This window comes from Hyphomicrobium nitrativorans NL23 (assembly GCF_000503895.1).
In the GTDB taxonomy this organism is placed as follows: Bacteria; Pseudomonadota; Alphaproteobacteria; order Rhizobiales; family Hyphomicrobiaceae; genus Hyphomicrobium_C; species Hyphomicrobium_C nitrativorans.
The window spans coordinates 603,359-616,778 of sequence record NC_022997.1 but is presented as its reverse complement, the minus strand read 5'-3'; the positions used below and the strand labels follow the sequence as shown (position 1 = coordinate 616,778).

The 13,420-nt window shown below is 63.9% G+C and carries 14 protein-coding genes; 5 read left to right on the top strand and 9 right to left on the bottom strand.

Translation table 11 applies throughout. The features are described from left to right. Positions 1 to 24: 24 nt before the first annotated feature. Positions 25 to 1,278: a porin family protein gene (locus tag W911_RS02845; protein ID WP_144083488.1), complete on the bottom strand. Its 1,254-nt coding sequence runs from the start codon at positions 1,276 to 1,278 to the stop codon at positions 25 to 27. A 286-nt stretch (positions 1,279 to 1,564) separates the two neighbouring features. Here W911_RS02845 and hisC point away from each other — a divergent pair, with 286 nt between their 5' ends. Genes hisC through crcB form a run of 4 tightly spaced genes read left to right on the top strand, consistent with a single transcriptional unit; the run spans position 1,565 to position 4,739 of the window. Further along, positions 1,565 to 2,665: a histidinol-phosphate transaminase gene (gene hisC, locus W911_RS02840; protein WP_023786002.1), complete on the top strand. Its 1,101-nt coding sequence runs from the start codon at positions 1,565 to 1,567 to the stop codon at positions 2,663 to 2,665. Further along, a complete protein-coding gene (locus W911_RS02835; protein WP_023786001.1) occupies positions 2,662 to 3,618 on the top strand; it encodes a prephenate/arogenate dehydrogenase family protein in 957 nt (318 codons plus the stop codon). Before hisC ends, W911_RS02835 begins: the two co-directional genes overlap by 4 nt. A gap of 22 nt (positions 3,619 to 3,640) precedes the next feature. Continuing rightward, the gene (locus W911_RS02830; RefSeq protein WP_023786000.1) at positions 3,641 to 4,327 is read left to right on the top strand and encodes a gamma-glutamylcyclotransferase; all 687 of its coding nucleotides are present in this window, start codon (positions 3,641 to 3,643) and stop codon (positions 4,325 to 4,327) included. Positions 4,328 to 4,358: 31 nt separating this feature from the next. Then, positions 4,359 to 4,739 (top strand): fluoride efflux transporter CrcB, encoded by a 381-nt coding sequence (gene crcB / locus W911_RS02825; RefSeq protein ID WP_023785999.1) that lies wholly within the window; start codon positions 4,359 to 4,361, stop codon positions 4,737 to 4,739. Positions 4,740 to 4,805: 66 nt separating this feature from the next. Here the strand turns inward: crcB and W911_RS02820 are convergent, their stop codons facing one another. Beyond that, a complete protein-coding gene (locus tag W911_RS02820) occupies positions 4,806 to 5,237 on the bottom strand; it encodes a hypothetical protein (RefSeq protein WP_023785998.1) in 432 nt (143 codons plus the stop codon). Positions 5,238 to 5,513: 276 nt separating this feature from the next. After that, positions 5,514 to 7,949 carry an adenosylcobalamin-dependent ribonucleoside-diphosphate reductase gene (locus W911_RS02815; protein ID WP_023785997.1) on the bottom strand — a complete coding sequence of 812 codons (2,436 nt, stop codon included), beginning with the start codon at positions 7,947 to 7,949 and terminating at the stop codon, positions 5,514 to 5,516. 165 nt (positions 7,950 to 8,114) lie between these two features. On the opposite strand from W911_RS02815, the gene W911_RS02810 reads away from it, so the two are divergent. Then, the gene (locus W911_RS02810) at positions 8,115 to 8,837 is read left to right on the top strand and encodes a hypothetical protein (RefSeq protein ID WP_023785996.1); all 723 of its coding nucleotides are present in this window, start codon (positions 8,115 to 8,117) and stop codon (positions 8,835 to 8,837) included. Between the two features lie 5 nt (positions 8,838 to 8,842). On the opposite strand, the gene W911_RS18860 is transcribed toward W911_RS02810, so the two are convergent. From W911_RS18860 to ftsE, 6 genes are all read right to left on the bottom strand, one after another. Further along, the gene (locus tag W911_RS18860) at positions 8,843 to 8,968 is read right to left on the bottom strand and encodes a hypothetical protein (protein WP_023785995.1); all 126 of its coding nucleotides are present in this window, start codon (positions 8,966 to 8,968) and stop codon (positions 8,843 to 8,845) included. Then, a complete protein-coding gene (locus W911_RS02805) occupies positions 8,958 to 9,821 on the bottom strand; it encodes an IS1595 family transposase (protein WP_023785994.1) in 864 nt (287 codons plus the stop codon). The genes W911_RS18860 and W911_RS02805 overlap by 11 nt, the downstream gene beginning before the upstream one ends. Before the next feature lie 57 nt (positions 9,822 to 9,878). Beyond that, positions 9,879 to 10,610 carry a lysophospholipid acyltransferase family protein gene (locus W911_RS02800; RefSeq protein WP_023785993.1) on the bottom strand — a complete coding sequence of 244 codons (732 nt, stop codon included), beginning with the start codon at positions 10,608 to 10,610 and terminating at the stop codon, positions 9,879 to 9,881. 32 nt (positions 10,611 to 10,642) lie between these two features. Next, on the bottom strand, positions 10,643 to 11,284 hold the full coding sequence (locus W911_RS02795) for a YdcF family protein (RefSeq protein WP_023785992.1): 642 nt from the start codon (positions 11,282 to 11,284) through the stop codon (positions 10,643 to 10,645). A gap of 161 nt (positions 11,285 to 11,445) precedes the next feature. Continuing rightward, the gene (locus tag W911_RS02790; RefSeq protein ID WP_023785991.1) at positions 11,446 to 12,618 is read right to left on the bottom strand and encodes a cell division protein FtsX; all 1,173 of its coding nucleotides are present in this window, start codon (positions 12,616 to 12,618) and stop codon (positions 11,446 to 11,448) included. Further along, positions 12,602 to 13,258 carry a cell division ATP-binding protein FtsE gene (gene ftsE / locus W911_RS02785; RefSeq protein ID WP_023785990.1) on the bottom strand — a complete coding sequence of 219 codons (657 nt, stop codon included), beginning with the start codon at positions 13,256 to 13,258 and terminating at the stop codon, positions 12,602 to 12,604. Before ftsE ends, W911_RS02790 begins: the two co-directional genes overlap by 17 nt. Between the last annotated feature and the right edge of the window lie 162 nt (positions 13,259 to 13,420).

Below are 13,420 nucleotides of genomic sequence, written 5' to 3'. Positions count from 1 at the left end.
GCGTCCCCGCCATTGGCACGTCCCTTATTGCGCCATCACGTAAGTCAGCCCAAGCGATACCGTCAGCACATCCGTCGCGATCTCCCCGAAGAAACCGCCTTCCCCGAGAGTGCTCTCGAAATCCATGTAGCTGACGCGTCCGGTCAGCGAGACGGCATCCCAAAGCGGCACCTCTCCGCTCAACGCCACCTCCCGCTTTCGATCCGCCCGCATGATGTCGAGAAGATGCAATCCGTCGTAATCGCGACGCGTCTCCGACACGGCGAGCGACAAGGTCCCCCACGCGGGCGTCAGCATCACTCCTGCCACCAAAACCGTTTCGTACGCCGCGCTCGCGATCAGAAAATCCGTCTCCTCGAACCCGTGCCGCGCAGACGCAATCGCCTTGAGGGCGTTTGAGAACTTCACTTCGGCATCCACCGCATACCCATGCGTCCAAGTGCTTTCGAACAGATCGTCCTCGAAAACACGCCGAAAAGGCATATAAACCGCGCGCAACGACGCCATCTCCGTCGCGAACGCGAGCCCCACAAGCGGGAACAGCGAAACGCTGTCGCGCTGGACGCCGAAGTCGTCATGCTTTTCGAGATAGCGCTTGGTGTCGACGCCCCCGCCAACCTCGACCGAGAGATGCTCGGTGATCGTAAGGCGCAGCCCCGCTTGCGCCCGCGACGAGATCCGATCTCGATCGTCCTGGTTCGCAAACGGTTCAAACTCGCCGGGCAGGTCGTGGAAATCGAGCACGGCCGTCTCCGCCTGCACAAACGGCCGGACGGTTTCGCCATTCCATGTATGCGTAAGCGAAAGACTCGCCATAGTGAGGCGCTCTTCGATGTCCCGGCTCGTACCGGCTGCGAACGCGAGCAGCGTCTGCTGTCCCTCCCAATCACGCGTAAGCGCGAGGTTCGCCTGCCCCGAACGCTCGTCCGCATCCGTAAAGGCGAAGTACCGCCGGTCTGCCAGCGTAACGTTGAAATCGACGGCGCCGAGCGGCGTCTGCATCACCTGCGCATAGCCAACGCCACGATCGACGAACGAACTCGGCGTTTCGAAAAACGTCGGACCGGCATTCGACGACCACCCGGCCGCAGTGCTCACGACAACGACGGACGTCGCGCCCTCCCCTTCGACAATTCTGCCTTTGAGCGCGGGTGTCGGCGATGGAAGGCTGCTTCCGCCAATTCGATCGGCGAAAACTTCGGTATTGAGCGCCAAAACGAGGTACCATGCCGCCAGCAAAAGCCGCAAAGCGGCGCCCGAGAAAGTGCCCAATTGCACAACTCCCCAATCTTCCAATTGATCTTTTTCACGATAAGGAGAACGCAACCTTGGATTGAGGATTGTGCAATTACACTTAAAAGTAGTTAACCGGGCGGATCCGCCACCGGCGCACGAAGCGTTCTCGCCACCTCGATCGTCCTGCCGTGTCTCTCGTTCGCGCTCCGCCCCGCCGCCACGCTGCGCCGCTTAATCCTTTGCGCTTTCCCGGCGCGCTCGGTATCACGGGGCCCGCGCCGAGCCAGCCGGCTGGGCGCATCCTCATCGCCTCGCTGGAAATCCGCCCATGGCCGTCGCCCCGAAACCCCGTCCCGGTGTTCTCGACATCGAAGCGTACGTGCCGGGCGAAGCGCACGTTCCGGGCGGCGTAAAGCCCATCAAGCTCTCCTCGAACGAGACCCCCCTCGGGCCGAGCCCGCAGGCCGTCGAAGCATTCCGCATCGCCGGGGCCGACCTCGAACGCTACCCGGACGGCCAGGCTACCGAGCTTCGCCAGGCCATTGCGCGCCGCTTCGGCCTGGATGCCAACCGCATCGTCTGCGGTGCGGGGTCCGACGAGCTGATCAGCCTCATCGCGCACGCCTACCTCGGCCCCGGCGACGAGGGGCTCTTCACCGAGCACGGCTTCCTGCTGTACCGCATCGTGGTGCTGGCCGCCGGCGCGACGCCCGTCGTGGTGCCGGAAAAAAATCTCACCGCCGACGTCGACGCGATCCTCGCTCACGTCACGCCGCGCACCCGCGTGGTGTTTCTCGCCAATCCCAACAATCCGACCGGCACCTACCTGCCGATCGACGAGGTGCGCCGCCTCCGCGCCGGCCTGCCGGACGAGGCGCTGCTCGTGCTCGACGCGGCCTATGCCGAATACGTGCGCCGCAACGATTACGAAGCGGGCCTCGAACTTGTCGCCACCACCGAAAACACGGTGATGACGCGCACGTTCTCGAAAATCTTCGGCCTCGCAGGGCTGCGCATCGGCTGGGCCTACTGCCCTGCTGCCGTCGCCGACGCTCTGAACCGTATCCGCGGCCCGTTCAATCTCTCCACGCCCTCCATCGCGGCCGGCGCCGCCGCGATTGGCGACTGGAGCCACGTCGAAGCCGCCGTCGCCCACAACGAGGAATGGCGCGCCTGGCTGACGGCAGAGATCGAGAAACTCGGCCTGCCGGTGACGCCAAGCGTTGCGAACTTCCTGCTCATCCACTTCCCCGCCGCCCCCGGACGCGACGCCGCCGCGTGCGACGCCTTCCTGAAATCGCGCGGCATCATCCTGCGCCGCGTCGGAGGCTACGGCCTCCCCGGCGCCCTGCGTCTCACCGTCGGCACCGCGGACGAGAACCGCAAGGTCCAGGAAGCGCTCGCCACGTTCGTTGGAGCCGCCGGATGACGAAGTCCAACCCCACGGCTCCGATGTTCGAGCGTATCGCGCTGATCGGCATCGGCCTCATCGGCTCCTCGATCAGCCACGCAGCGCGCCGCGCAGGCGTCGTGGGTTCCATCGTCGGCTCCGCGCGCACGCCCGCCACGCTCGAAACGGCCATGCGGCTCGGTCTCATCGATCAAGGCTTCATCACGGCGGCGGAAGCGGCCGAGGATGCGGACCTCGTCATCCTCTGCACGCCGGTCGGCCTCTGCGGCCCCATCGCCAAGGAAATCTCGCGCCATCTGAAACCCGGCGCCATTCTCACCGACGTCGGCTCCGTCAAGGCGGCCATCGTCCGCGACGTCGCCCCGCACGTGCCGGACGGCGTCCATTTCGTGCCCGGCCACCCCATCGCCGGTACAGAGCAATCCGGCCCCGAAGCGGGATTCGCGGAACTGTTCGACGGCCGCTGGTGCATCCTCACCCCGGAGCCGCACACGGATGGCGCAGCCGTCGAGAAGTTGAAAGCGTTCTGGGAAGCTCTCGGCTCCAAGGTCGAGATCATGGCGCCCGAGCATCACGATCTCGTGCTCGCCATCACCAGCCACGTCCCCCACCTCATCGCCTACAACATCGTCAACACCGCCGCCAATCTGGAGCGCGTGACCGACAGCGAGGTGATCAAGTTCTCGGCTGGCGGCTTTCGCGACTTCACCCGCATCGCCGCCTCCGACCCCGTCATGTGGCGTGACATTTTCCTGAACAACAAAGAGGCGGTGCTCGATATGCTCGGCCGCTTCACCGAAGATCTGACGGCACTTCAGCGTGCCATCCGCTTCGGCGAGGGCGAAACGCTTCACCGCCTGTTCACGGAAGCGCGCGCCGTGCGTCGCGGCATCATCGAAGCCGGACAGGATACGCCGGCGCCCGATTTCGGCCGAGGGGCCGCAGCCACGTCACCGACAGACGTGAAGTAACGCCGAGGAGACCCGCGCGGCCATGTCCGTCGAACCGGCCGAAACATGGATCTTCGGCTACGGCTCTCTCATGTGGAGCCCGGGCTTCCCTTTTGCCGAGTCCCGCCGCGCCAAGCTCACCGGCTTCCATCGCGCATTCTGCGTCTATTCGATTCACTACCGCGGCACAGAACGCCGCCCCGGCCTCGTCCTCGGCCTCGACCGCGGCGGCGCCTGCGAAGGGATCGCGTTCCGCATTGCGCCCGAAGCGCGTAGAGCCACCCTCGCCTACCTTCGCGCCCGGGAACTGATCTACGGCGTCTATCGCGAAGCGCTCGTGCCTATCGCTCTCGCTCACACGGAAAGCGAGCCGCCGAGAACCGTCTGGGCCACCGCCTACATCGCCGAGCGCTGCCACCCGGCCTATGCGGGGTGCCTGCCGCTTGCGCGCGAAGCCCTCTTGATCCGCCGATCCATCGGCCAGGGCGGAACGAACCTCGACTATCTCCTGAGCACACGCGGTCACCTGTTGGATCTCGGCATCCGCGAGCCGAGGCTCGAACGGCTTATCGCACTCACGGGCACGGGACGCACCCGGCAGGCCGGCGCACACAGCAACGCACCCCGATCCGTTGCGCTTGCGCGCGCCTGGGCCGAGAAGCCGACACGCCGACCGCGCACCGTGCGCGACAATCGCTTCGGCTATCGCGCCAAGCTGGCCGGGCTCTGAACAGGGACGACGAAACGATGCGGAGATCTCTATGAACACGTCCGTGATTGTCTTCATCGGCGCGGGCCTCGGCGGCCTCCTGCGTCATGTCATGAACACCGCGATCACCGGCCTCATGGGAACCGGGTTCCCCTACGGCATCCTCGCCATCAACGTGTTGGGATCGAGTCTTATGGGCCTGCTGGCCGGTTGGCTCGCCTTCCGCGGCGAAGCGCCTGCGGAAGTACGCCTGTTTCTTGCAACGGGCCTGCTCGGCGGCTTCACGACGTTTTCGGCTTTCTCGATGGACACCGCCCTATTGATCGAACGCGGCGAGACGGGCCTTGCCGCGGTCTACGTGGCAGCGAGCGTCGCGCTCTCCCTCGTCGGCTTGTTCGCGGGCCTATGGGCGATGCGCAGCTTACTCACGTGAGCACAAACAAAAATCGCGCCGGATTGGACAATCCGACGCGATCGAAAAGCGCTGCAAGGAATGGATCTAATGGCGCGTCGCCGCGATCCGCGTATCGTCGGCGCGGTCGGCCTGGCCAGCCCGCAAGTCGAGTTCGACGGCACGGCGCTCCTCGGCGGACGGCGCCAACAAATGCACATGAACCTCGTTCGCGCCGAGCCGCGCCCCACGCAAACGGATTTCCGCGAGATTGAGCGAAGACGAACCATGCCGGAGCCGGCCGATGGCGAGCACCTCGCGATGACCCGACCCGTCACGGCGCACGAGCAGGAAATTCGCGACGGGTACTTCCGGGCATTCGAGCAGGCTGTAGACGGAATGAACGTAGCGCTGACCCGAGGCACCGCTCCAGAAATGGAAACGGTCGGCGTGGCCGATGTCGCCGCCCAGGGGGGTGACAGGAGTCGGATTCGAGCGGCGGGCTCTGACCTCTGCGAGTTGAATGACACGCGCTCCCATGAAACTCATCCTTGCCGACGACCGGCCCTTTGACGCCACTGAACGATCCTGAGAGTGCTGATCGTTTCCAGCCGAAATATGGCTTGATCTCAGTCATTTTTGGGCATTTCGGGCGGCAAGCCGCGGCAGAGGATCCCAATCGCGGCCGGATGTATCCCCCTGAAGCAAGAAGAGGCAGGGCGTTAACCAGACGCCCCATCGATCCGCCGCAGCCAAGCGCGCCATGGCCTCTTCACTTTTTGCCGAAGGTCGGAGGTGGTGAAAAGCACGCCGCGATCAGCTACATCGCGAAAATCCGCACGCGCGGCACGTCCAGCACCCCCCTTCCTTGACGTAGGCTTGAGCGGCACACTTCGGACAGCTCCGCCCGCCGGCCAGCCCCAACATCTGCCCCTTCGGACTGCGCCCCTCCGGCGCCTCGTCCCGCCCGCCAAGCGTGGCGATCTCCGCCACGGGTACCGCAGCCTCCTCATCGCCCGACTTGAGAAAACCGATGCGGCGCATATGCGCCTCGATCACATCGCCGATGGCCGCGAGCAGGCTCGGCACATACCGCCCGCCGATCCAGCGCCCGCCCTGCGGATCGAACACAGCCTTGAGTTCGTCGGCCACAAACGTCACGTCGCCGCCGCGGCGGAACACGGCACTGATCATCCGTGTCAGCGCGACGGTCCAGGCGTAGTGTTCGAGATTGCGTGTGTTGATGAAAATCTCGAACGGACGGCGTCGTGGCGGAGCCACGCCACCAACGGGTCCGTTGCGCTCGATGTCGTTGATCGTGACGTAGATCGCATGATCGCTCTCCGGCCACTTGATCTTGTAGGTAAACCCCGCCAGCACAGGATCGCGGTCGAGCGGCCGCGACATGTAGACGACATCGCCGTGACGCTCCGCCGGAGACGGCGACGCCTGGGAGACCGTCACGACGTCGCCACCCCCACCTTCGCCGTTGTCCGGAGGCCGATCCTCGGCGGCCGAAACTGCCGGAGCGGCCGACAGCACGGCCCCCCTGATCTCGTTCGGGCGATAAACGGTGCACCCTTTGAGACCGAGATCGAAGGCATCGAGATAAATGCTCTCGAAATCCTCGAAGGATATATCGGCGGGGCAGTTGATCGTTTTCGAGATCGAGCTGTCGACATGCCGCTGCAGCGCGGCCTGCATCACGAGATGCTCGCGCGGCGAAAGCTCGGACGTGGTGACAAACGCAGGGCTGAGCGGCGCATCCGTGCCTGCCTGCTTGCGGTAGCGCGCATACGCGAGGTCTTCCACCTCTTCCATCCGGTGGGACCCGTCCTTCTCCAGCACACGCCGGGTGTAGCGGAAGTCGAACACCGGCTCGACGCCCGACGACACGTTGCCCGCAAACAACGAGATGGTGCCTGTGGGCGCGATGGACGTGAGGCACCCGTTGCGGATGCCGTGGCGGCGGATGGCGTCGCGCACCTCAGACGGCAAACGCTTAAGGTTCGGCGTCGCAAGGAAACGCTCCGCATCATAGAGCGGAAACGCGCCTTTCTCCGCTGCGAGATCCGCACTCGCGAGATAGGCCGCGCGCTCGATCGCGCCCATCCACGTCTCGGCCAATGCCTCCGCTTCCGGCGTCCCGTAGCGCACGCCCATCGCGATCAGCGCATCCGCAAGCCCGGTGACACCGAGCCCGATCCGCCGCTTCGCGCGCGCTTCCGCCGCCTGCGCTGGCAGGGGATACCCCGAAAGATCGATCACGTTGTCGAGGAAGCGTACAGCGATCCGCACCCGCTCTTCGAGCGTCTCCGCATCGATCTTCGCCGCATCCGAAAACGGCGCCGACACGAGTTGCGCGAGATTGATCGAGCCGAGCAGGCACGCGCCATAGGGCGGCAGCGGCTGCTCGCCGCACGGGTTCGTCGCGCGGATCTCCTCGCAGTAGGCAAGGTTGTTCATCGCGTTGACGCGGTCGATGAAGATCACGCCGGGCTCGGCATAGTCGTAAGCCGCCCGCATGATCCGTGCCCACAGATCGCGCGCCCGCACCGTGCGGAACACACGGCCCTCGAACACGAGATCCCACGGCGCGTCCTCGCGGACCGCCGCAATGAATGCGTCCGTGACCAAGACCGAGAGATTGAAGTTCCTGAGTTTCTCCGGATCGCTCTTGGCATCCACGAACGCTTCGATATCGGGATGATCGCAGCGGAGCGTACCCATCATCGCCCCGCGCCGCGCGCCTGCTGACATGATCGTGCGGCACATCGCGTCCCACACGTCCATGAAACTCACAGGACCCGATGCATCCGCGCCGATGCTGCGCACCAGCGCACCGTTCGGCCTCAGCGTCGAGAAATCGTGACCGATGCCGCCGCCCTGCTGCATCGTGAGGGCGGCTTCCTTCACGTTTTCGAAAATGCCGCCGAGGTCGTCGTCGATACGGCCCATGACGAAGCAATTGAAAAGCGTAACGTCCCGGTCCGTCCCAGCCCCTGCCAGGATGCGCCCGGCGGGCACAAAGCCGAAATCGGCCATCGCGTCATAGAAGCGCTGCTCCCACCGCGCACGGACGCGCTTGCCGCCCTTCTCAACCGAGGCCGCAGCCCGCGCCACGCGCCGGAACGTGTCGGACAACGTCGCGTCGCCCGCAACCGTCCCGAGCCGGGTCTCACCGTCGAACCGATACTTGCGCCGCCAGATCTCCGCTGAGATCGGGGCCAGGAACATGGGGGCGTCTGTCATCGGAGCCTCGCCGTACACCCCCAAAATATAGGAGCTCAGCCCACCGACGTCAACAAATGTTCCGATTTTGTTCTTATGTGACCCGGCCGCATTTGACCAGTTTAGATATGTAGCGTATTCCTCCCTCCGACGGCAGAATGGCCGAGTCGGAAGAGGGGCGGGCGCATGCTCAAGGTCGCGGTTGATTACGTCCTCAAGCCTATTATTGGCGTTATCGTGGGCCAGATCTTCCTTGCGCTCTGCCGATGGAAGGGGTGGCAGCCAGAGCAGGTCTTGGGGGAGCTACTCATGACCTCCCCAAGCCCGGAAGCTGTACAGGTAATCTATTGGGCTCTTTCTCTGCTCATGGCTATCGGCGTGTGGGCGTTTTTGTCTCGGTGGCCGAAGATCCGGTTGTGGCTCTTTGGAACGAAGAAGCCCACTTCGGGACCAGCGCAAAATCAACATGCTGACGGTCCGGACATGACCATTAGAGACCTATTTTTTTATCTTGATACCGATGTCATGGACGAGCCGCGATGGCTTGCTGTTGGCCAAGTCGTGCGGGATCATATGGCCCTTGGGCGACTGCGTTGTTGGGGGCGCCCCGTCAGAGACGACGAGTGGGTCGAGGATCTTGTGGGAAACCCGGTGCGACCGGCCCCAGACAAGATCTCCAAGACCTATTGGCAGCGGGCACAATTCACCTATCTGTTTCTCAGTGATGACCCGATTGCGGGCGCCGCGCCTCATACATCACCGGACTTGAATTCCGGGCTCCCGGTCTACCGAGACCTTAAGGTCAGCAAGGCGCAAGCAATGTCCTTGGATTGGTCAGATATTCCAAAGTTCAGAGCCAAGAATGAAGTCTACTTCGCGGATCGCCGAGATCGAGAAGGTGAGGAATAGAGATGTCACGCGGCAAATACCTCAGCCTTGAAGAGGCCCGCGAGAGCGGAGACTTCCAACGCTTCTGCGAGGAACACCCCGCAGAAGCCGACCGCGAACGCTTCCTGAAGATCCTTCAGCTTATGAGCCAAGGCGCTTTAGAAGGAGAGGAAACATCACCTCGGGATGGTGCCGCAGGTTCCACCGGAACTCGAACTCGCCGAGGTACTTAGGCAGGTGGTCTTTCGAGACGTGGATGTGCGTGCCACGGATCGAGCGCTTAATCATCGCCCAGAAACCCTCAATCGTGTTCGTATGCACGTCGCCGCGCACGTATTCCTTGCTCTTGTGGTGGACCGTCTCGTGCTGGAAACCGCACTTGTTGAGGTCAGAATAGCCTTTGTGCTCGTCGGTCGAAATCCGTGACCCTGGCAAGACGTTCTCCGTTACCGTGACCTCAAGGGAATTGCGAGACGTGTCCGGGACGACGCGGGTAATGACGTCGCCATTGCGTTCTACCATTCCAACCACAATGGCCTTGTTGGTGAGGCGGCTTTGGCCCTTGCGCGCTTTCTCCCGGCCGCCAAGGTACGTCTCGTCAGCTTCGACATGGCCGGACAGCGGCGTGTCGCCATCGACGGCGGCGAGATACTTCCGGATTTCGTGCCCCATGCGCCACGCGGTCTTGTAGTTCACGGAAAGCTGGCGCTGGAGTTCCTTGGCGGGAACGCCGTGGCGCGTCGTCGTGAACAGGTACATCGCATAGAACCACTTCTGGAGTGGCGTATGCGACTTGTGGAACGGGGTCCCGACCATGGGGTGGACGTGGTTGCCACACTGGCAGGTGTAAGCAGGCTGCTTTGAGAGCTTCTTCCACTTTCCAGTCTCGCCGCAGCGTGAGCATTGGTGGTCCATGCCGAACCGCGCGTGGAACAGGTGCTCCAAGCAAGCGTCGTCGTCCGGAAACATCTTCATGAACTCAATGATCGTGATCGGCTTTGCCATGTCGGCTCCCTCCATCTGAGAACCAACATACCGTAAAGGGCCACATACGTCAACTGGTCAATTGCGGACCCGGCTTTGTTGGCCTTCCTCGACGAGGCGCTGCGCCGCCGCTTCGAGACGCGCCTCCAAAATCTCGCGGAATTCCTTCCGCGGCAGCCCGGCCGGAATCGGCTCCAAAAATTCCACGACGATCGTGCCCGGATATCGCATCAGGCTCCGGCGCGGCCAGAACACGCCGGAATTGAGCGCGAGCGGCACGCAGGGAAGCCCGAGCCCCTCGTACAGCGCCACATATCCCGGCTTATAGTCGGGCGGCGCGCCGGGCGCCCGGCGCGTGCCTTCGGGGAAAATGACGATCTCCCGGCCCTGCTCGGCCCTGTCGCGCGCATCCGCGATCATCGTCTTGAGCGCCACCGCCGCCCTGTCGCGCTTGACCAGGATGTGTTCGAACTTCACGCAGAACCAGCCGTAGAACGGAATCCACTTGAGCTCGTCCTTGAGCACGATGGCGGGATCGCGAAACAGCGGCACGAGCCCGAACGTATCCCACGCCGACTGGTGCTTCGAGACGACGAGACACGCGCCCTTCGGCACATGATGCTGGCCGCGCACCTCAAGTTTGGTGCCCGCGATGACGCGCAGCAGCCACACCGAAACCAGCCCATGGATGCGCAGCCCCTCCATGGCCCAGCGCCGCGGGCCCAACAGCAGCCACGAGCCGAGCACGAGAAACAGCGCCGTCGTCACGTAGAACGCCAAGGCGAAGAGGAGTGAGCGGAGAAGCAGCATCGGACGGCGAGGTCAGCTCAGAAGGAAGCGGATCAAGACTTGGGAACAGCCGAAGAAGATGCCGTAACCGCCGTAGGCTGCCAAGGGGACATTCCCCGCGCCACGACCAGGCGTGCGGCCGCCGGCAGGAATTTCGCGTATTCGGCAGCCAGAAGCCGCGTCGCAGCCGCGTCCAGCCACCAGACCTTGCGCCGAATGCCCTCGGGCGCCACCGGATGCGGCACCAATTCCACGTTCGGCATGGCGCGGGCCAATTCCGCGAGGCTCCGCGGCATGTGATAGGCCGCCGTCACCACGATCAGCCGGTCGTAGCCGAACGCTTCCGCCCATCGCTGCGTTTCGGCCGCGTTGCCAACGGTGTTCAGAGCCGCATAGCCGAGATCGACGCAGCAGGAGAAGATGTCTTCGCCGAGCCCTGAAATCCGCATCAGCGACGGCCGGCCGGCCTTCGGGTTTACACCCGAAATAAGGAGACGCTTTCCGCGCCCGTCTTCGAGAAGCCGTGCAGCTTCCGAAATGCGCGTCTGACCGCCCGTCAGCACGACAATCCCGTCGGCGCTCACGTTCTGAAGCTCGGGCTCCCGCGTCACCGCATTGGCAAACAGCACGAAGCCGAACGCGACCAGCGCGACCGCCCCGCCCAGAGATCCAATCAGGAAACGCCTCAGAACCATGCCTGCCCTTTCGGCCCTGGCATACATCACATGGCGGTCTGTCGCCGCACAACCGCCCCCCGAGAAGACTAGCTGATTTGGTCGCCCTTGTGACAAGACCGTTGCGGCAAGCCCACTCACCAATTGATGAAACAGGAAGAATGAGCCGCACTTAACCCCAGTTAAGGGCGGCTGTTAAGGATGCGAAAAACGCCCCAGCGCGAGGTGAGCACGCAAAGGGCCGCCACCACAACGACCACGATCCCCATCAGCACGAAACCGGCCACATCCAGCGAGCCGGACCCCACGAGCCGGGAAAGCTCCGCAAGCGTCAGCTCGCCCCCGCCGAGCAGGCGGATGATCGTGGGCATCAGGAGAAAAACGGCGATCGCAAGCCCGGCGCCGACCAGTCCGGCCCGCACACCGAGGCGGAAGAAATGTTTCTCGAACTCACGCGCAATGAAGCGGTCCGTCGCGCCCACGAAATGCAGGACTTCGACGATCTCGCGGTTGGACGCCATCGAACTTCTGGTCGCGGAGACGATGATCGCCGTCGTGGCCATCGCGACCAGCGCCAGGATCGCGAGGCCGCCCAGCGAGAAACTGTGAGTGATGGTGGTAATTTGCTGCTGCCAGCGCCGGTGATCGTCGAGCGTCACGCCTTGGAAGCGCTCCGAGAGCCCGGCACGAACCACGTCGAGATCGGGCGCGGCACTCCTGTCGAGCTCGATTGCGATCAGCCGCGGCAACGGCAGCGCATCGAGGTCCTCGATCACGCCGAGCCAAGGTTCGAGGAGCTTTGCGGACTGCTGGGCCGAGAGCGTGGTGACGCGGTTGATCCCTTGCTGCTGCCTGAGATACGTCGCGACCTCCTGCACTGCCTGCTCGGTGTCGGCTCCGTCCTTCGGCTGCACCTGAACCGTCACCTCGCTGGCGATGTCGGCAAGCCAGGCGTTGGCGGACTGGCGGATCATGTAGACCGCGCCCACCGTGAGGCAGGCCAGGAAGCACATGATGGTGATCACGAGCGTCAGCGACCGGCCCGTGACCGATCCGGCCGGCACGATGGGCGCGCTGAGAGAGATCGCCTTCCGGCTCTCGCGCGATGTGGCATAGACCTCCGGCCGCGCATAGCGCTCGTACTCGCTGCGATGCGCGCCCTCCCCTCCCGAAATCGGATCGGGCTCGTAGGTCTGCGGATAGCTTGCCGCATGACCCTGCGTGCCATGACCCTGGGCGCCGTGATCCTGCGTCACGACGGAGCCGTCGTCATAAGTCTCATAATCCGGATGACGGTGCGGAGCCTGATGCCCCCGCGCCGCCGGCCGGTCGGGTCTGTCATACGATCCGGACATGGCCGTCGTGCAGCTCCAGTCGAGGGGCCTTGAACTGTCGCATCAGTTGATGGTCATGCGTTGCGATCAGAACGGACGTTCCGAGCCGGTTCAGCTCGATGAAAAGACGCAGGAGGCGGCGCGCCATCTGCGGATCGACGTTGCCGGTCGGCTCGTCCGCAAGCAGCAGCTCGGGCTTGCCGATCACGGCCCGCGCGATCGCCGCGCGCTGCTTCTCGCCACCCGACAGTACGGACGGGTAGCCGTGCATCCGGTCTCCCAGACCGACCCACTGCAGAAGATCCGTCACGTCTTCCTTGTAGTCGTCGACATGCTTTCCGACCACCCGGAGGGGCAGGGCGACATTCTCCCAGGTCGTCAGATGCTCAAGCAAACGAAAGTCCTGGAACACGATACCGATTCGCCGCCGAAGTGGCGCACGCTTACTCGTCGTGATGCGGCTCACGTCCTGGCCGAAGAGCTGGATTTGCCCCCGCGTCGGATGGAGCGACATGAACAGAAGCCGGAGCAGGGAAGACTTGCCGGCGCCGGAGGGGCCGGTGAGGAAGTGAAAGGAGCCGGGCCGAAGATGGAAGTCGACGTCGGACAGGACTTCGGGCCCTCGATCGTACTTAAGACCGACGTTCGTCAACCGTATCACGGTGCGTGCGCTCCGGGAGGTAGCATTGCGAGACAGCTTCGCGCGATCGCCTATATGCGGGAAGCGGAGGGAGGTATCAATCGGTTACGAATATGGCGGCGGCATGTACAATGGTCTTTCGACATGCTTTCGCAGGTTGCAGCCCCACCCGTCTTGCGCCGA

What these genes read in the sequence shown, in the direction of transcription:
- W911_RS02795 (WP_023785992.1), bottom strand. Translation starts at nt 11,284, where the DNA reads ATGGTTCTGAGGCGTTTCCTGATTGGATCTCTGGGCGGGGCGGTCGCG.
- W911_RS02835 (WP_023786001.1), top strand. Translation starts at nt 2,662, where the DNA reads ATGACGAAGTCCAACCCCACGGCTCCGATGTTCGAGCGTATCGCGCTG.
- W911_RS02810 (WP_023785996.1), top strand. Translation starts at nt 8,115, where the DNA reads ATGCTCAAGGTCGCGGTTGATTACGTCCTCAAGCCTATTATTGGCGTT.
- W911_RS02805 (WP_023785994.1), bottom strand. Translation starts at nt 9,821, where the DNA reads ATGGCAAAGCCGATCACGATCATTGAGTTCATGAAGATGTTTCCGGAC.
- W911_RS02820 (WP_023785998.1), bottom strand. Translation starts at nt 5,237, where the DNA reads ATGGGAGCGCGTGTCATTCAACTCGCAGAGGTCAGAGCCCGCCGCTCG.
- W911_RS02790 (WP_023785991.1), bottom strand. Translation starts at nt 12,618, where the DNA reads ATGTCCGGATCGTATGACAGACCCGACCGGCCGGCGGCGCGGGGGCAT.
- hisC (WP_023786002.1), top strand. Translation starts at nt 1,565, where the DNA reads ATGGCCGTCGCCCCGAAACCCCGTCCCGGTGTTCTCGACATCGAAGCG.
- W911_RS02800 (WP_023785993.1), bottom strand. Translation starts at nt 10,610, where the DNA reads ATGCTGCTTCTCCGCTCACTCCTCTTCGCCTTGGCGTTCTACGTGACG.
- W911_RS02830 (WP_023786000.1), top strand. Translation starts at nt 3,641, where the DNA reads ATGTCCGTCGAACCGGCCGAAACATGGATCTTCGGCTACGGCTCTCTC.
- crcB (WP_023785999.1), top strand. Translation starts at nt 4,359, where the DNA reads ATGAACACGTCCGTGATTGTCTTCATCGGCGCGGGCCTCGGCGGCCTC.
- W911_RS02815 (WP_023785997.1), bottom strand. Translation starts at nt 7,949, where the DNA reads ATGACAGACGCCCCCATGTTCCTGGCCCCGATCTCAGCGGAGATCTGG.